Origin of the sequence: Streptomyces sp. NPDC086777, assembly GCF_040702065.1 — a bacterium.
In the GTDB taxonomy this organism is placed as follows: domain Bacteria; phylum Actinomycetota; class Actinomycetes; order Streptomycetales; family Streptomycetaceae; genus Streptomyces.
Window position 1 is genome coordinate 1 of record NZ_JBFBJI010000046.1, and the last position, 17,090, is coordinate 17,090.

12 protein-coding genes are annotated in these 17,090 nt (G+C 72.3%); 4 read left to right on the plus strand and 8 right to left on the minus strand.

Annotated elements, in window-relative coordinates; translation table 11 throughout:
• Positions 1 to 173: 173 nt before the first annotated feature.
• Entirely contained in the window at positions 174 to 836 is a 663-nt protein-coding gene (locus AB0472_RS39450; RefSeq protein WP_366364094.1) for a DsbA family protein, read from the minus strand.
• A gap of 148 nt (positions 837 to 984) precedes the next feature.
• Here AB0472_RS39450 and pepN point away from each other — a divergent pair, with 148 nt between their 5' ends.
• Together pepN and AB0472_RS39460 are read left to right on the plus strand one after the other, a co-directional pair.
• Positions 985 to 3,570, plus strand: a complete 2,586-nt coding sequence (gene pepN, locus AB0472_RS39455; RefSeq protein ID WP_366364096.1) for an aminopeptidase N — start codon at positions 985 to 987, stop codon at positions 3,568 to 3,570.
• Positions 3,571 to 3,777: 207 nt separating this feature from the next.
• Positions 3,778 to 4,815 (plus strand): hypothetical protein, encoded by a 1,038-nt coding sequence (locus tag AB0472_RS39460; RefSeq protein WP_366364098.1) that lies wholly within the window; start codon positions 3,778 to 3,780, stop codon positions 4,813 to 4,815.
• 203 nt (positions 4,816 to 5,018) lie between these two features.
• Here AB0472_RS39460 and AB0472_RS39465 read toward each other — a convergent pair whose 3' ends face one another.
• The 5 genes from AB0472_RS39465 to AB0472_RS39485 all read right to left on the minus strand — a co-directional run bounded on the left by AB0472_RS39465 (position 5,019) and on the right by AB0472_RS39485 (position 10,695).
• A complete protein-coding gene (locus tag AB0472_RS39465) occupies positions 5,019 to 6,230 on the minus strand; it encodes a glycosyltransferase (protein WP_366364186.1) in 1,212 nt (403 codons plus the stop codon).
• A 310-nt stretch (positions 6,231 to 6,540) separates the two neighbouring features.
• The gene (locus tag AB0472_RS39470; protein WP_366364100.1) at positions 6,541 to 7,698 is read right to left on the minus strand and encodes a DUF6596 domain-containing protein; all 1,158 of its coding nucleotides are present in this window, start codon (positions 7,696 to 7,698) and stop codon (positions 6,541 to 6,543) included.
• On the minus strand, positions 7,698 to 8,114 hold the full coding sequence (locus tag AB0472_RS39475) for a YciI family protein (RefSeq protein WP_366364102.1): 417 nt from the start codon (positions 8,112 to 8,114) through the stop codon (positions 7,698 to 7,700). The genes AB0472_RS39470 and AB0472_RS39475 overlap by 1 nt, the downstream gene beginning before the upstream one ends.
• A gap of 96 nt (positions 8,115 to 8,210) precedes the next feature.
• Positions 8,211 to 9,986 (minus strand): TIGR03767 family metallophosphoesterase, encoded by a 1,776-nt coding sequence (locus AB0472_RS39480; protein ID WP_366364104.1) that lies wholly within the window; start codon positions 9,984 to 9,986, stop codon positions 8,211 to 8,213.
• 244 nt (positions 9,987 to 10,230) lie between these two features.
• The gene (locus AB0472_RS39485; RefSeq protein ID WP_366364106.1) at positions 10,231 to 10,695 is read right to left on the minus strand and encodes an NUDIX hydrolase; all 465 of its coding nucleotides are present in this window, start codon (positions 10,693 to 10,695) and stop codon (positions 10,231 to 10,233) included.
• Positions 10,696 to 10,906: 211 nt separating this feature from the next.
• On the opposite strand from AB0472_RS39485, the gene AB0472_RS39490 reads away from it, so the two are divergent.
• Positions 10,907 to 14,215, plus strand: coding sequence for a S8 family serine peptidase (locus AB0472_RS39490; protein ID WP_366364188.1), 3,309 nt, complete (start codon positions 10,907 to 10,909; stop codon positions 14,213 to 14,215).
• A 66-nt stretch (positions 14,216 to 14,281) separates the two neighbouring features.
• On the opposite strand, the gene AB0472_RS39495 is transcribed toward AB0472_RS39490, so the two are convergent.
• Together AB0472_RS39495 and AB0472_RS39500 are read right to left on the minus strand one after the other, a co-directional pair.
• Positions 14,282 to 15,064 carry a hypothetical protein gene (locus tag AB0472_RS39495; RefSeq protein WP_366364108.1) on the minus strand — a complete coding sequence of 261 codons (783 nt, stop codon included), beginning with the start codon at positions 15,062 to 15,064 and terminating at the stop codon, positions 14,282 to 14,284.
• 2 nt (positions 15,065 to 15,066) lie between these two features.
• On the minus strand, positions 15,067 to 15,594 hold the full coding sequence (locus AB0472_RS39500) for a sigma-70 family RNA polymerase sigma factor (RefSeq protein WP_366364110.1): 528 nt from the start codon (positions 15,592 to 15,594) through the stop codon (positions 15,067 to 15,069).
• Between the two features lie 329 nt (positions 15,595 to 15,923).
• Here AB0472_RS39500 and AB0472_RS39505 point away from each other — a divergent pair, with 329 nt between their 5' ends.
• Complete coding sequence (locus tag AB0472_RS39505; protein WP_366364112.1) at positions 15,924 to 16,940, plus strand: aspartate-semialdehyde dehydrogenase; 1,017 nt, start codon at positions 15,924 to 15,926, stop codon at positions 16,938 to 16,940.
• Positions 16,941 to 17,090: the final 150 nt, after the last annotated feature.

Sequence of the window (17,090 nt, forward strand, 5' to 3'; positions counted from 1 at the left end):
GGTTCCCGTCGAACATCGACGAGGACGAGAAGCGGCGCCTGATCACGCGCACCCTGCGCCGAGGTGGTCGTCCCTGCCGCCGGGCCACCGGTGATACGGGACTCGGGGCGCGCGGGACCACCGGGAGGGATCCGCGCCCGGCGGGGACGGCCACCGGTCGCGGAGAGCGGCTCCTAGAGGTTGCTGAAGTCGGGGCCCTTGGTACGGGTCCGCTTGATCTCGTAGAAGCCGGGGACGGAGGCGACCGCGAGGGTGCCGTCCCACAGTCGGGCCGCCTCCTCGCCCTTGGGGGCGGGGGTGACCACCGGGCCGAAGAAGGCGATCTGCTCGCCGTCCGGGCCCGGGACCGCGATGACCGGGGTGCCGACGTCCTGGCCGACCTTGTCGATGCCCTCCTTGTGGGAGGCGCGCAGCTCGGCGTCGAACTCGAAGTCCTCCTGGTCGGCGTAGTCGATCAGGTCGGCCGGCAGGCCGACGTCCGCGAGCGCGCCCGCGACGGCCTCCACGGTCGGGCCCTCGCCGTTGTTGTGGATCCGGGTGCCGAGCGCGGTGTAGAGCGGGCCGAGGATGTCGGCGCCGTGCTTCTGCCAGGCCGCGGTGACCACGCGGATCGGCTTCCACGCCTTGGTCTCCAGCAGCTCGCGGTACTCCGCGGGCAGCTCGTCGAGCTTGGGCTCGTTGAGGACCGCCAGGCTCATGATGTGCCAGCGGACCTCGATGTCTCGGACCTTCTCCACTTCCAGGACCCACCGGGAGGTCATCCAGGCCCAGGGGCACAGCGGGTCGAACCAGAAGTCGACGGGGGTCTTGCCGGAGCCGGTCGCGGTCTCGGACATGCTTCTCCTCGGAATACAGGCCTTTTCCAGCGGCAACACCGTCACCGGCCGCCTCATTCCCGGGTGCCCCCCGTCAGGGGCGCGTGGGAGGATCGGTGCTGTTCCGGCTACCGACGACGACGTGTACCGACCCGAAGGAGTACCGCCCGTGCCCGGTGAGAATCTGTCCCGCGACGAGGCCCGGGAGCGGGCCGCCCTGCTGTCCGTCGACGGGTACGACGTGGCGCTGGACGTACGGTCCGCCGTCGGCGGGAGCCAGGACGAGCCGCGCACCTTCCGCTCGGTGACCACGATCCGCTTCCGCTGCAACGAGCCGGGGGCGTCGAGCTTCGCCGACCTGATCGCGCCGGGCGTGACCGCCGTGACCCTGAACGGCAAGGACCTCGACCCCGGGGAGGTCTTCGACGGCACCCGGATCGCCCTGGAGGACCTCGCCGCCGAGAACGAGCTGGTGGTGGACGCCCGCTGCGCCTACTCCCGCACCGGCGAGGGCCTGCACCGCTTCGTCGACCCCGAGGACGGCGAGGTCTACCTCTACACGCAGTACGAGCCGGCCGACTCCCGCCGGGTCTTCGCCAACTTCGAGCAGCCGGACCTCAAGGCGCCGTTCCGCTTCGAGGTACGGGCGCCCGAGGGGTGGACGGTGTGGAGCAACGGGGCCGGTGAACTCGCCGACGGGGTGTGGCGGTTCGCGGAGACGAAGCCGATCTCGACGTACATCACCTGCGTGGTGGCGGGTCCCTACCACTACGTGACGGACTCGTACTCGCGCGCCCTGCCGGACGGCTCGACGCTGGAGATCCCGCTCGGCGCGATGTGCCGCAAGGGCCTCGCCCCCTACTTCGACGCGGACGACGTCTTCCTCGTCACCAAGCAGGGGCTGGACTTCTTCCACGAGCACTTCGACTACCCGTACCCGTTCGGGAAGTACGACCAGGCGTTCGTGCCCGAGTACAACCTCGGGGCGATGGAGAACCCGGGCCTGGTGACCTTCCGGGAGGAGTACATCTTCCGGGGCAAGGTCACGCAGGCGTCGTACGAGGCGCGCGCCAACGTGATCCTGCACGAGATGGCGCACATGTGGTTCGGCGACCTGGTCACCATGGTGTGGTGGGACGACCTGTGGCTGAAGGAGTCCTTCGCGGACTTCATGGGCACGTTCGCGAACGTCGGCGCGACCCGTTTCGAGAACGCCTGGACCACCTTCGCCAACCGCCGCAAGGCCTGGGCGTACCGGGCCGACCAGCTGCCCTCCACGCACCCGATCACGGCCGACATCCGCGACCTCCAGGACGCCAAGCTCAACTTCGACGGCATCACCTACGCCAAGGGCGCCTCGGTCCTCAAGCAGCTGGTGGCCTACGTCGGGCAGGACGCGTTCCTGGAGGGCGCCCGCCGCTACTTCAAGCGCAACGCGTACGGCAACACGCGCCTCGGCGACCTGCTGTCGGTCCTGGCGGAGACCAGCGGCCGGGACATGGGCGCCTGGGCCGGGAAGTGGCTGCAGACGGCGGGGGTGAACTCGCTGACCCCGCAGGTGCTCCTCGACGCAGACGGCAGGGTGGCCGAGCTGGCGGTGCTGCAGGAAGCGGCCGAGTCGCACCCGGAGCTGCGTCCGCACCGGGTGGCGATCGGCCTGTACCGGCTGGAGGACGGCGACCTGGTCCGGTACGCGCGTGCCGAGGCGGACGTGGACGGCCCCCGTACGGTGATCACCGAGCTGGCCGGCGCCGACGCCCCGGAGCTGGTCCTGGTCAACGACGACGACCTCACCTACTGCAAGATCCGCTTCGACGAGACCTCGCTGGCGACCCTGCGCGACCGGCTCGGCTCGCTCACCGACCCGCTGGCACGGGCGCTGTGCTGGTCGGCGCTGTGGAACCTGACCCGGGACGCGCTGCTGCCCGCCCGGGACTTCGTCGGCCTGGTGCTGCGGTTCGCGAGCCGCGAGTCGGACATCGGCGTGCTGCAGATGCTCCAGGCGTGGGCGGAGTCGGCGCTGGTGCACTACGTGGCGCCCGAGGGCCGGGAGGCGGCCGGGCGGCTGCTCGCCGAGGGCGCCCTGCGGGAGTTGCGTGCGGCCACGCCGGGCAGCGAGCACCAGTTGGCCTGGGCGCGGTTCTTCGCGTCGACGGCGGCGGACGGCGCGGACTTCCGGCTGCTCCAGGAGCTCCTGTCGGGGGCGGCGGTGATCGACGGCCTGGACGTCGACCAGGAGCTGCGCTGGGCGTTCCTCGAACCCCTCGCCGCGCACGGCCTGGCCGACGAGTCGGTCCTGGCGGCCGAACTGGCCCGGGACGACACGGCCTCCGGCAAGCGCCACCAGGTGCGGTGCCTGGCCGCCCGCCCGTCGGCGGCGGTGAAGGCGCAGGCGTGGGCGCAGGTCGTGGAGTCGCAGGCGCTGTCCAACGCGCTGGTGGAGGCGACGATCGCGGGCTTCGCCCAGGCCTCGCAACGGGAGCTGCTGGCTCCGTACGCCGAGAGGTACTTCGAGGTCATCGCCGGGATCTGGGAGGACCGCTCGATCCAGATCGGCATGGACGTGGTCCGCGGCCTGTACCCCTCCCTCCAGGACCGTCCGCAGACCCTGGCGGCGACGGACGCGTGGCTGACGGCGCACGCCGACGCGCCGCCGGCGCTGCGCAGGCTGGTCCTGGAGGCCCGCGACGACCTGGCACGGACGTTGCGCGGACAGGAGTGCGACGCGCGGGCGGCCGAGGCCGCCACCGACTGACCTTTGGCCAGAGGTCAGTCGCCGAGTGACCGTTACGCAATTCATTCCATCATGGCCGTAACCCCTGGTCCCCACCCATCCGGACCAGGGGTTTTGGCTCCCTACTCGGCACCCGAACACCCGTCCTTTAGTACCGTGTTGTCCGCATTTCTCGACGAACGCGTAACACCGGTTAAGGACCCGGCCGGCCCCGGGAATCCCGAGGCCATGACCCACAACACCCCGCTCTCCCCCCGCCCCCTCCGCCACCTGTCCGACGTCCACCGCCGGGTCCTGACGACGGCCCAGCTCCGCTCGCACGGCGTCGCGGCCACCGAGATCGCCGAGCAGTGCCGGCCGGGCGGCCCCTGGCAGCAGTTGCTCCCGGGTGTGGTCCTGCTCCACCCCGGCCCGCCGACCAGCGAGGAACGCCTGCACGGTGCGCTGCTGTTCACCGCGCGCGAGCCGGCCCCGGGCGTCCCGGCGCAGCCGACCCCGGACTCCCCGCACCGCCCGGTCTACACGGACGTGATGATCACGGGCCTGGCGGCGCTGACCCTGCACGGCTTCTCCGCGACCCCGCCGCTGCTCTCCCTGGACCACGTCGACGTCCTGGTCCCGCGGCTGCGCCGGCTGCGCTCCACCTCCTACGTCCGCGTGCTGCGCACCCCGGCCCTGCCCACCCCCGAGCAGGTGACGGGCCTCCCGGTCGCCCCGGTCCCGCGTGCCCTCGCGGACGCGGTGGCGGACCTGACCGACGCGGAGGCGGTCCGGCGGCTGCTGACCGAGGCGGTGCGCGGCGGCCACTGCGAACCGGCCGCGGTGGTGCGGGAGCTGAACGAGGCGAAGCTGCTCTCCCGTCCCCACGTGGTGGACGCCGTCGACTCCCTGGTCGCCGAGGGCCGGGCCATCGCCGAGGACCGCCTCTACCGGATGGTCCACGAGTACGGCCTCCCCGACCCGGTCTGGAACGTGGACCTGAGGCTGCCGGGCGGCCCGCACCTGGGCGGCGTCGACGCCTACTGGCCGGAGCAGGGCGTCGCCGTCGAACTGGACACCCGCGCACCGCGCCACGACGAGGACGCCCTGTGGTCCGAGTACGCCCGCAAGCGCGAGCACCTGGAGCGGCTCGGCATCACGGTCGTGTACCTCACCCCGAGGAAGCTCCGCGACGCGATGGAACAGCAGGCGGCGGTGGTCCGCACGGCCCTGATGGCGGCGGACGACCGCGACCCGGCCGCGCACGTGGTGGTCCTGCCGCGCTGAACAGCACCCCGACACAGCGCCCCGAGGGGGCGCTGGGGGTACCTCCGGCCGAAGGCTGGGGGAGGAACTGCGCGACCAGCCACGACGGCGCCGCGGCCGAAGAACGGCACACGGCAGCACCCGGCCACGGGGCGCGGGTCACGGAACCAGGAGAGGCCGCCGGTTCGGAGGGGAACCGGCGGCCTCTCGTGCGTGTCTCGCCGCTACTGCCCGCCGACGCCCGGACGCAGTCCGTCGCGCACCTCGCCCACGACGTGGCCGAGCAGGTCCGCGTAGGCGGCGATCATCCGGGTCCGGCTGAACCGCTCGCGGCTCGCCGCCAGCGCGGGAGCGAACAGCTCGCGGTCGGCCACAGCCGCCGACCAGGCGAACGCGATCGCGTCCGGGTCGAAGGGCGTCACGAACCCGTGCCCCTCGACGATCGAGGCGCTGTCGCCGACGTCCGTCGTGACCGGGACGGCCCCGCACATCATGCCCTCGATGAGGCAGAGCGGCGCCGCCTCGCCGGAGGCGGAGGTGAGGGCGACGACGTCGGAGCCCGCGTAGACGGTCTCCATGTCGTGCCGAACGCCGAGCAGGTGCAGCCGGTCGCCGAGGGCGGCCCGGTCGGCGCCGAAGGCGACCTCGATGTCGGCCCACAGCGCGGGGTTGTCCTCGGTCATTCCGGCCCCGCACATCACGACGTGACCGCCGCCCTCGCGGGCCAGCCAGGCCCGCGCCGCCCGCAGGAAGAGCGGCACGTTCTTCATGCCGGCGTACCGGGCCGCGAAGACGACGACGGGGGCGTCCACGGCCGTGCCGGGGATGCCGAGGGACTCGCGGAAGGCGAGCCGCAGCGCCGCGTCCGGCCGGAAGCGGAGCAGGTCGACGCCGTTCGGGATCACGTGCAGCAGTTCGCCGGGGATCCCGGCGGCCTCGTACGCGTCCCGGGTGGACTCGGCGCAGCACACGCAGGCGGCCACCGTGCCGTCCGCGATGGCGGCCTTGAGCTCGTCGAGTGCCGGGCCCTGGTTCTCCGGGTCGGACCGGTGCAGGCAGACGACGACGGGGCGGCGCGGCAGCCCGGCCTGGTTGAGCAGCGCGAGCGGCTGCTCCTTCAGGGACAGGATGACGTCCGCGCCGGCCATGGCCCGGGCCGTATCGGCCAGTTCGGGGCCGCTGAAAACCGACGCCGCGACGGTGCCGTCGACGAGCCCGGCGGTGCGGCCGAGGGAGGTGACCTCGATGCCACCGGCCGTAAGGGCCCGGTAACACGCGTCGTCCTCCATGCGTTGTGTGGTGGCTTCTCGGTGGACCTCACCGTGCAGGCTCAGTACCCGGTGCCACTGCTGTCCGCCCTCCACCAGGCCCAGCAGCACATCACTGTGCACGATCCGGGCTCCCCCGGAGAAAAAGCCCTCGTAGACCGAGAGCACACGAAGTCCGAGCCGAGCGTCCACACGACCACCTGCCTTGCACCAGATCGAGCCATCCCCGGGATCCGCGGGTTAGCCGATATGAGGCGGTACGGACGTTTCATTCGGATGAACGGAGTGTCTCGGGCCGGAGTCGGCTGCGTTTACAGGATCAGCACCGGGCCCACGGCCGCCGACATCATTCCACTTCTCTCGCCGCCACCCTTCTGACCTGCACTTTTACCAGGCCGTTCGGGTCTCCCGCGCCCTCCGGACGACGGCTGCCGACGGCAAAAAATCGGCAAGCGGGGTACCCGGACGCGCGACGATGTCACAGACCGTGCCCGGCGTCGGACCGGGCGTTGATCCGGGCGGCCCGGCGGGTCAGGTGGTCGCGTTCGGCGAGGTTCGTGGCCTTGCGGGCGGCCTCGGCGTACAGGCGGGCGGCGGTCACCGGGTCGCCGTCGCGTTCGTGCAGGTAGGCGGCGACCGCGGGGTACCGGGGCAGGCCCGGGTCCAGCTCGGCCAGGGCGGTGAGGCCGGCCCGGGGGCCGTCGGCCTCGCCGACGGCGACCGCGCGGTTGAGCCGGACGACGGGGCTGGCGGTGAGGCGCACGAGTTCGTCGTACCACTCGACGATCTGCACCCAGTCGGTCTCCTCGGCGGTGGGCGCGTCCGCGTGCAGGGCGGCGATGGCGGCCTGGGCCTGGTACTCGCCGAGGCGGTCGCGGGCGAGAGCGCCCTGGAGGATCCCGACGCCCTCGGCGATCAGACGGGTGTCCCAGCGGCTCCGGTCCTGCTCCGCGAGGGGTACCAGGCTGCCGTCGGGCGCGGTGCGGGCGGCGCGGCGGGCATGGTGGAGCAGCATGAGCGCGAGCAGCCCGGCCGCCTCGGGGTGGTCGATCCGGGCCGCGAGCTGCCGGGTGAGCCGGACGGCCTCGGCGGCGAGGTCGACGTCGCCGGAGTAGCCCTCGTTGAAGACCAGGTAGAGGACGCGCAGCACGGTGGCGACGTCGCCGGGCCGGTCGAGGCGGACGCCGGAGACCGTGCGCTTGGCGCGGCTGATGCGCTGCGCCATGGTCGCCTCGGGCACCAGGTAGGCCCGGGCGATCTGCCGGGTGGTGAGGCCGCCGACGGCGCGCAGGGTGAGGGCGACCGCGGCGGAGGGGGTGAGGGCGGGATGGGCGCAGAGGAAGTAGAGGTGGAGGGTGTCGTCGGCGGCGGGGACGGGCCCGGGTGACGGCTCGTCGTCCACGCGGTCCTCGCGCCGGCGGCGGGCGGTGTCCGCGCGGGCCGCGTCGAGGAACCGCCGCCAGGCCACGGTGACCAGCCAGCCCTTCGGGTCCCGCGGCGGATCCGCCGGCCAGACCCGGATCGCCTCGACCAGGGCGTCCTGCACGGCGTCCTCGGCCGCCGCGAAGTCGGCTCCGCGGCGGACGAGGACGGTGAGCACGCCCGGGGTGAGGCTCCTGAGCAGGACCTCGTCCATCAGTGGCAGGACTCCGCGATGGTGGGCGGCGCGGTCAGGAAGGGGCGCACCTCCAGCCACTCGTGGATCGGCCTGCCGCCCGCCCCCGGGGCCGCGGACAGCTCACCGGCCAGCTCCACGGCGCGCTCCTGGCTGTCGACGTCGATCACCATCCAGCCGGCGATGAGGTCCTTGGTCTCGGCGAACGGGCCGTCGGTGACCGGCGGGCGCCCCTCGCCGTCGTACCGGACCCACAGCCCGTCCGGGGCGAGGGCCTGGCCGTCGACGAACTCGCCGCTCTTCTCCAGTCGGGCCGCGAAGTCGTTCATGTACCGGATGTGGGCCGAGATCTCCTCGGGTGTCCACCGGTCCATGGGTACGTCGTGGACCGCGGCCGGGGCGCCCCGGTAGTGCTTCAGCAGCAGGTACTTGGCCATGGTGGTTCTCCTCGGTGCCGATGCGGCCCATTGTGGCCGCCTTCGCCCCTGGGACGGAGCCGGCCACGGGTTCTCGACATCGCCGCCGAGGACGTCTCAGGCCTTCTTCAGGACCAGCTCCGTGTTCCGGTCCGTCGTGTCGCCCGCGAGGGTCTTGCCGGCGCCGGGCGCGTTGAAGGCCAGTTCGCGGTAGAGGGCGGCGAGGCCGGTCTGGGAGAGGTCGGCGAAGTCGGTGCGGTGCGGGGCGGCGGACTCGATCAGGGTGGTGAAGAGCGAGATCGTGCCGTCCTTGTTGTCCACCAGCTCGACGATCCTCGCGAGGTGCGGGTAGTCGACGTGCGAGGCGGTGGTGATCTCCCAGAAGGAGTTGCCGTTGGAGGCCTTGTGCGGGGTGATGAGGTTGCGGTGGATGTGCCCGTTCACCCAGGCCAGCACGTTGGCGTGGCGGTTGAGCAGGGTGACCAGCTCGGCGCCGCCGTGACGGCGGTCGCTCGGGTGCGCCGGGTCGGGACGGGTGTTGGTCATCGACCGGCTGGTGTGGTGGCTGAAGACGACCGCGTAGGAGTCCTTGTTCTCCCGCAGGGTCTTCTCCAGCCAGGCCAGCTGGAGCGTGCCGATCGATCCGTCGTAGTGGCCGCCCGCGTCCGTCGTGTCCAGGCTGATGCCGATGACGTCGTCGGAGATACGGAAGGCGTAGTACTGGGTGCCCGCCGCCAGGTTGGCGCTGGAGTAGCCGTGGCCGACCGGGCCGAGGCCCTGGTAGGCCGGGTCCAGGTGGGCCTTGAGGTAGTCCGCGGAGGTGTAGGGGGCGCGCTTCTCGTCCGCGGTGACCGAACGCATCGACCGGGCGTGCGCCTTGAGGAAGTCGCGGTAGCCGCTGCCCGTCGGGTCCTGGGCGTTGCGGATGGTGTCCTGGAGCTTCTTGGCCTCGGCGTCGCCGACCGACATCAGCTTCTTGCCGGAGACCGCGGCCTCGGCCAGGTAGGGGTCGGCGTGCGAGCCGTAGCAGCCGAGCGGCAGGGCGTCGTGGTTGCCGACCGTGGAATACCAGGGCAGGTTGAGGCCGGGGCTGCGCACCTCGCGGATCGCGGCGGCCAGGTAGCCCGCCAGGTGCGGGAAGCCGAGCGCCTTGTCCTGGTCGCGGACGGCCGAGGAGGCCTGCCAGTACAGCTTCATCCCGCTGTTCTGGACGCCCTCGTAGTGCTGGGGGTCACCGGTGTTGGGGGTGATCCGGCCGCCGCTCATCACCTTCATGAACCACTCCAGTTCGGAGTGGGCGTTGTTGTCGGTGTTGTCGCCGGTCGTCATCACGAAGTGCAGCGGCGAGCCGGTGACGGGGGCGCCGCGCAGCGCGTTGACCCGCTCGACGAGCGAGACCGCGCCGGGCACGGTGAGCGCCTCGTGCGGACGCCAGGCGTGCCGGTCGTGGACGCGCACGTACTCGAGGCGCAGCGGGTGCTGGACGTCCATCAGGTGCAGGTCGGTGAACTGCACGAACGCCGCGAGGGCGGTGCGGCGGTGCTCCCGGCCGGACTTGGCGGCGGCCAGGTCGGAGCGCAGCACGCGCGACCAGCCGGGCCCGTCTCCGAGTCGCCGGTATCCGGAGCTGTTGCGGGGCGCGGCGACGGAGGCGAGGGTGGTGCCCTTGGTGTACGGGGCGAGGGCGGCCGCGGGAGCCTTTCGGCCCTCGGCGACCGGCTGCTCCTCCGTCACGGCGGGGGCGGCCTCGCTGTCGGTGGGACGCAGTGCGTAGCCGACGCCCGCGGAGAGCGAGACGGCTCCGGCGGCGGCGAGCACGGTACGGCGGTTGATCTCCAGTGCCTCGCGGCCCTTGTGGGCCGCGGAGGTGGCGACAGAGCGTGTGCGCGACATGGCGCGATCTCCCCGAGTACGAACGCGTCGGCAGTGGTCACGGGCGATCGCTTCCGCGAACTTCCCGCTCACTGTGGATCGTTGGCACCGGGGGTGACCTGCGCGTGAACGCGGCGGCAACGCGCAGCGCCGATCACCGTACGTGGATCAGCCGAGGTGGGGACCGGCCATGGAGCGGATTGCGGGCGGCCGGGGCCCCGCCACTCCGCGTTCATCTGCCGGGGTAGGGGAGGCTCCCCGGCGCTTACGACTGCTCTTGTGCAAACCGTCCGGCGGCCGGCCGCTCCCGCCACAGCCGCAGGGCGACGTCGATCAGCGGGACGCGCCGGAGGGACGGCACGGCGTCGAGGTCCTGCCAGGCGGCCATGTCGGTCGAGCCGCCGACCTCGTTCCTGAGCTCGCCGCCGACGATCTCGCCGGTGTAGACGATCCGCACGCCGTGGTGGTCGGTGGCGGGGCGCCGCAGACCCGCGCGGGGGAAGCGGACGCGGTTCGAGTCGATGCCGAGCAGGCCGGTGACCTCGATGCGGTAGCCGGTCTCCTCCATGAGTTCGCGGCGGACGGTGTCGTAGGGGTCCTCGCCGTGCTCCATGCCGCCGCCGGGCAGGACCCACTCGGGAGTGCCGTCGTCGGCCGGTGACCGGGCGAGCAGGATCCGGCCGTCACGGACACACACGGCGTAGGCCGCCACCCTGAGCTTCTCGCGCACGTCGGCACGGTAGGGCCGACGGCGGCCCCGGGCCAACGGGATTTCCTTCCACAGCAAGGACACAGATAGGGGGTTTTCCCCATACGTTCATATCGATTCGGTCAACGTTCCCAAAAGACCGTCCCCCTGGGTAAAGCTGTGCGCTTACACGCCGGTCCTTGACCAAGTTCCGGCCTCTCCATGCTCGTTCCTTTACCTACAAGGGATGCAGATGACCCTCAGCCCCCAGCACGACCCGATACCGGGCCACAGACGCCTGGGCCGCATGGCCGCCGCCGTCGGTGTCCTGGCCGCGCTCGCCGCCGCCGGGCCGACGCCCCTGGCGGCCGCCGCCACCCCGGCCGCCGCGGCCGCCGACCCCGGCACCAAGTCGGCCCACGACAAGCTCGGTTCGGACGACGCCGAACTGCTCGCCGAGGCCAAGGCCGCGGGCGCCAAGAACGTCACGATGATGATCGCGACCGCGCCCGGGCAGACCGAACAGGTCGCCGAGGAGCTGGACGCGGTCAAGGGCGGCTCGGTGGGCCGTACGTACGACAGGCTCGGCTACGTCCGGGCGACCGTCCCCACCGGGCGGGCGGACGCGGCGATCGCCGCCGCGGCGAAACTGTCCTCGGTGCACGGGATCGACCTGCGCCAGGAGATCAGGCTCGACGACCCGACGGTGAACGGGACCGGCGCCAGGACCGCCAGGTCCACGAAGCCCACTGCCCCTTACCCGGGGCCGAACAGGAACACCCCCGCCGAGAACCCCTACAACCCGTCCTTCGAGACGGGCGCCGTCGACTTCGTCAAGGAGCACCCGAAGGCGGACGGCCGGGGCATCACCATCGGCATCCTGGACTCCGGCGTGGACCTCGGCCACCCGGCGCTGCAGCGGACCACCACCGGCGAGCGGAAGATCGTCGACTGGGTGACCTCGACCGACCCGATCGTCGACAACGACCAGACCTGGCGGCCGATGGTCACGGCCGTCTCCGGGCCGGACTTCAGCTACGGGGGCAGGAGCTGGACGGCGCCCGCCGGGTCGTACGAGATCAGCACCTTCAAGGAGTCGTACACCACGGGCGGCGACGCTGCCGGTGACGCCAACCGCGACGGCGACACCACCGACAGCTGGGGCGTGCTCTACGACCCGGCGGCCGGCACGGTCACCGTCGACCTGAACAACAACTACGACTTCTCCGACGACACGCCGATGAAGCCGTACAAGGACGGTTACCAGGTCGGCTGGTTCGGCACCGACAACCCGGCGACCGACGTCGCCGAGCGGCAGCCGTTCGTCGTGCAGATCCGCAAGGACGTCCCCATGGACCCGTACGGCGGGGACTGGGTCGGCAAGACGGCCGACTTCGTCAACATCGGGGTCATCGAGTCCGAGCACGGCACCCACGTCGCCGGCATCACCGCCGCCAACGGCCTGTTCGGCGGGAAGATGAACGGCGCGGCCCCCGGCGCGAAGATCGTCTCCTCCCGGGCCTGCACCTGGACCGGCGGCTGCACCAACGTCGCCCTCACCGAGGGCATGATCGACCTGGTCGCCAACCGGGGCGTCGACATCGTCAACATGTCGATCGGCGGCCTCCCGGCGCTGAACGACGGCAACAACGCCCGCGCCGAGCTGTACACCCGGCTCATCGACACCTACGGCGTGCAGCTGGTCATCTCCGCCGGCAACGAGGGCCCCGGCGCCAACACGATCGGCGACCCCGGCCTGGCCGACAAGGTCATCTCGGTCGGCGCGGCCATCTCCAGGCAGACCTGGGCCGCCGACTACGGCTCCCAGGTGACGACCAAGTACCAGCTGCTGCCGTTCTCCTCGCGCGGCCCGCGCGAGGACGGCGGCTTCACGCCGACGCTGGTCGCGCCGGGCGCGGCGATCAACTCCACCCAGACCTGGCTGCCCGGCTCCCCGGTCGCCGAGGCGGGCTACTCCCTCCCGGCCGGCTACTCGATGCTCCAGGGCACCTCGATGGCGTCCCCGCAGGCGGCGGGCGCGAGCGCGCTGCTGCTGAGCGCCGCCGAGCAGAAGGGCATCGCCCTCTCCCCCGCCGACCTGCGTACCGCGCTGACCTCGACCGCCCACCACATCAAGGGTGTTCAGGCCTACGAGGAGGGCGCGGGCCGGATCGACATCGTCGACGCGTGGGAGTCGATCCGCGACCACGCCACCGCGCACGACTACACGGTGAAGGCGCCCGTCGACACCGCGATCGACTACGCGCTGAAGACCCCGGGCTACGGCACCGGGCTGTACGACCGTGAGGGCGGCCTGAAGGCCGGGCAGAAGAAGACGTATGACGTCACCATCACCCGGACCTCCGGCGCGGACAAGGCGGTCCGGCACGAGCTGCGCCTGGTCAACAACGCCGGGCACACCTTCAAGATCCTCGGCTCCGACGAGGTGCGGCTGCCGCTGAACCGGCCGGTGACCGTCAAGGTGCAGGCGAGGCCGAAGGGTTCGGGCATCAAGTCCGCGATCCTCGAGGTCGACGACCCGAGGACCGAGGGCGTCGACAAGCAGATCCTGACGACGGTCGTGGTGTCGGACCCGGTCCACTACACCTACTCGGCGTCGGGTTCGGTGCAGCGCAACAGCTCCACGTCGTACTTCGTGACCGTGCCCGAGGGCGCCACGTCCCTGGAGGTCGCGATGAGCGGGCTCGCCGACAAGAGCCAGACGCGGTTCATCTCCATCCACCCGTACGGCGTCGCGGTCGACAACACCGGCACCCCGTACTGCTACAACAACTACCTGAACGGCAACGGCTGCAGGCCCGACGTCCGTTCGTACGCCGACCCGCAGGCCGGCGTCTGGGAGATCGAGGTCGAGGCGCGCCGCACCTCGCCGCTGCTCGACAACCCGTACAGGCTGGGCGTGACCGTGCTCGGCGCGGTCTTCGACCCGGCGACCGTGACGGTGCCCGAGGCGAAGGTCGGCACCCCGGTCACCGCCTCCTGGAAGGTGACCAACAAGTTCGCCGCCCTCGACGGCAAGCTGGTCGGCGGCCCGCTCGGCTCCTCGAAGACGGCCCGCCCGGCCATCAGGGAGGGCGAGACCCGGACGACCACGGTGACCGTGCCGGCGGGCGCGAACTCGCTGGACGTGGCGATCGGCAGCGTGTCGGACGCCTCGGCCGACCTGGACCTGACCGTGTACGACGCGTCCGGCAAGCAGGTCGCGCAGTCCGCCGACGGCGACTCGGAGGAGGCGGTCTCCATCGCCACGCCGGCCGCCGGGACCTACACGATCGAGGTCGTGGGCTACTCGGTCCCGGCCGGCTCCACCGACTACGACTACCGGGACGTGTTCTTCTCCGCCGCGCTCGGCTCCGTCACGGTCGACGGCGCGACGCCGGTCAAGCTCGGCACGGGTGCCTCGGCCACGGTGACCGGCCAGGTCACGGCGGCCGCGGCGGCCCCCGAGGGACGTGAGTTCTTCGGCCGGGTGCAGCTGGTCGACGCGCGCGGCACGGTCGCGGGCACCGGCAGCGTGCAGATCGAGAAGGTCACGCAGTAGCGGGGCCAGGTGCTGGAGGGGGCGGGCGTCCTGCGGGGCGCCCGCCCCCTCGGCTGTCCGGGCGGGTCACGGTGTGCTGTCCGGGCAGGTCATGGTCCGCGACGCGGGCAGGTCGCGCAGGATCCAGGTCCGCTCCGCCGCGATCCGGGCCTCTCCGACCGCGTACCGGTCGGGCACCTGCTGCCCGGCCGTGATGCCCACCAGGAGGCGGGCGCCGGTGCGGATCCGGGCATCGGTGCCGGTGTCGAGGAGGAACTCCACCTCGCCGGCGGTCCGCGCCGGTTTGTAGGAGCGGGAGACGTGCAGGGTGACGCGTTCCCGGCCGGTGTCCGCGAGCTGCCGCACCCCGGTGACCGTGCCCTCGACGACCAGCCGGGCGCAGGCGAGGTAGCCGGGGCCGCCTGCCTGCTCCTTGCCGCCCTGGCCGGCCGAGCCGGCCGCGCTGCTCGCGGCCCTGTCGGAACTGGCGCCGTTCGACAGCGCGCCGGAACCCGTGTGCGCCGCGAGCCATCCGATGCCGAACACCGCCCCCGTGAACGCGGCCGCGAGGGCACCGGCGAGGCCCAGGGCCCGGACGCCCCGGTGCTGCCGGGGGTGGCGGCGCCCGGCCGGGCGCGGGCGGTGTTCCGGCCGCGGGAGCGGTGCGGCCAGGGTGTCCCCGATGATCCCGAGCTGCTCGCGCAGCAGCGCCACATCGGCGCTCGCCGCCCGGTGCTCGGCCATGAAGACGGGGTCGGCGCGCTGCTCCACGGTGGGCGGCTCGTCCGCGAGGACCGCGAACAGGGCGTCGAGGCCGTCCGGCGCCCCGGGATCGCCGTCGTGTCCGGCGGGCATCTGCTCGGCGGGCATGGTCACACCACCTCGTCCTCGTGCAGGCGGGCGCGCAGGGCCCGTACCGCCGTGTGCAGCCGGCTCTTGACCGTGCCCTCGGGGATGCCCAGCTCCCCGGCTATGTCGCGTACCGGCAGGTCGGCGTAGAAGCGCAGGACGAGGATCTGGCGCTGGGCGTCCGGCAGCTCGTCCAGGCCCCGGGCGACGGCGACGGAGAGCAGCCTGCTGTCCTCGCCGGCGGCGTGGTCGGGCTGGCGCAGGGAGGCCAGCCGTTCGCCGAGGCGTTCCTGGCGGCGCTTGGCGCGGTGCCAGTCCATGGCGAGCCGCGAGGCGACGACCGCCGCCCACGCCGACACGTCCCGCGGTGCCTCCTGGCCGCTCGCGGCCCGCTCCAGCAACCGCAGACGTACCTGCTGTACCCCGTCCGGCAGGTCCGCCTGCGGTACGCCGCCCAGCGCGAGCACCGCCCGCACCCGGCGCTCCTGGTCCGCGTCCAGGGGATCACCGTGCTGGTCCCCCTGGGCGCGGCGGGCCTTTCTGCGCAGCACGACCCACCCCCTCCCGCGTTTCTCCTACGACGCCGCAGCCCCCGGAAACGTTCGCCGCACGTCCCGGAAATCTTCCGCGCGGTGCTCCGGAGGTGTTCCGGAAGACCTCCGAGGCGTACGTCACACCGGCGCGCGGCGCAGCACAGCTTGCGGCACGGCGGCCACGCGGAGGTAATTTCTGCAGCTCAGCGAGGGTGTGGGCGGGAGTTCCACGGGCCGGATGGTCCGGTCGGTGGGCATGGCGCGCAAAGAATTGGACAGGCTGGCCCTGGTCGGCCGCATGATGGAAAGGCCGTAGGCACACGTCAACGTTTGCAGAGGGAGTCGCTGTGAGGGTCGGAATCGTCGGAGCCACCGGTCAGGTCGGCACGGTCATGCGCGGGATCCTCGCGGAGCGGAACTTCCCCGTCACCGAGCTGCGCCTGTTCGCCTCGGCCCGCTCGGCCGGGACCGTGCTCGACGGTGTGACCGTGGAGGACGCGGCGACCGCCGACTACTCGGGCCTGGACATCGTGCTGTTCTCGGCGGGCGGGGCCACCTCCAAGGCGCTCGCGGAGAAGGTCGCCGCCCAGGGTGCCGTCGTGATCGACAACTCCTCCGCCTGGCGCAAGGACCCCGAGGTCCCGCTGGTCGTCTCCGAGGTGAACCCGCACGCGATCGCCGACCGTCCCAAGGGCATCATCGCCAACCCGAACTGCACGACCATGGCGGCGATGCCGGTCCTTAAGGTGCTGGACGCGGAGGCGGGCCTCGAAGCGCTGGTCGCCACCACCTACCAGGCGGTGTCCGGCTCCGGTCTCGCGGGCGTCGCCGAGCTGCACGGACAGGTGCAGAAGGTGGCCGCCGACGCGGAGAAGCTCACCCACGACGGCACGGCGGTCGACTTCCCCGAGCCGCAGGTCTACAAGCGGCCCATCGCCTTCAACGTGCTGCCGTTCGCCGGCAACCTCGTCGACGACGGGCTGAACGAGACCGACGAGGAGCAGAAGCTGCGCAACGAGTCCCGCAAGATCCTCGAGCTTCCCGGGCTGAAGGTCTCCGGCACCTGCGTGCGCGTTCCGGTGTTCTCCGGGCACTCCCTCCAGATCAACGCCCGGTTCGCCCGGCCGATCTCCCCGGAGCGCGCGACCGAGCTGCTCGCGCAGGCCCCGGGGGTCGAGCTGTCCGACATCCCGACCCCGCTGCAGGCGGCCGGGCGTGACCCGTCCTACGTCGGCCGGATCCGGCGCGACGAGACGGTGGAGAACGGACTCGCGCTGTTCGTCTCCAACGACAACCTCCGCAAGGGGGCCGCGCTGAACGCCGTGCAGATCGCCGAGCTGGTGGCGGAGGAGCTGTCGGCCTAGGCGCCGGGCGCCCAAGGGGATGCGGGACCGGCCGTCGCGCGGGTGCGGGTGTGCGGGGGCTGCTCGCGCCGTTCCTCCCCCGGCGTTCGGCCGGGGGTACCCAGCGCCCCTTTCGGGGCGCTGCCGTGGCCGCGTCCGGACGGGTGAGCG

Bases quoted from the DNA above. Each gene is read 5' to 3' on its own strand.
- AB0472_RS39480 (WP_366364104.1), bottom strand. From the start codon at position 9,986: ATGTCGCGCACACGCTCTGTCGCCACCTCCGCGGCCCACAAGGGCCGC.
- AB0472_RS39495 (WP_366364108.1), bottom strand. From the start codon at position 15,064: ATGCCCGCCGAGCAGATGCCCGCCGGACACGACGGCGATCCCGGGGCG.
- AB0472_RS39475 (WP_366364102.1), bottom strand. From the start codon at position 8,114: ATGGCCAAGTACCTGCTGCTGAAGCACTACCGGGGCGCCCCGGCCGCG.
- AB0472_RS39450 (WP_366364094.1), bottom strand. From the start codon at position 836: ATGTCCGAGACCGCGACCGGCTCCGGCAAGACCCCCGTCGACTTCTGG.
- AB0472_RS39470 (WP_366364100.1), bottom strand. From the start codon at position 7,698: ATGGACGAGGTCCTGCTCAGGAGCCTCACCCCGGGCGTGCTCACCGTC.
- AB0472_RS39460 (WP_366364098.1), top strand. From the start codon at position 3,778: ATGACCCACAACACCCCGCTCTCCCCCCGCCCCCTCCGCCACCTGTCC.
- AB0472_RS39490 (WP_366364188.1), top strand. From the start codon at position 10,907: ATGACCCTCAGCCCCCAGCACGACCCGATACCGGGCCACAGACGCCTG.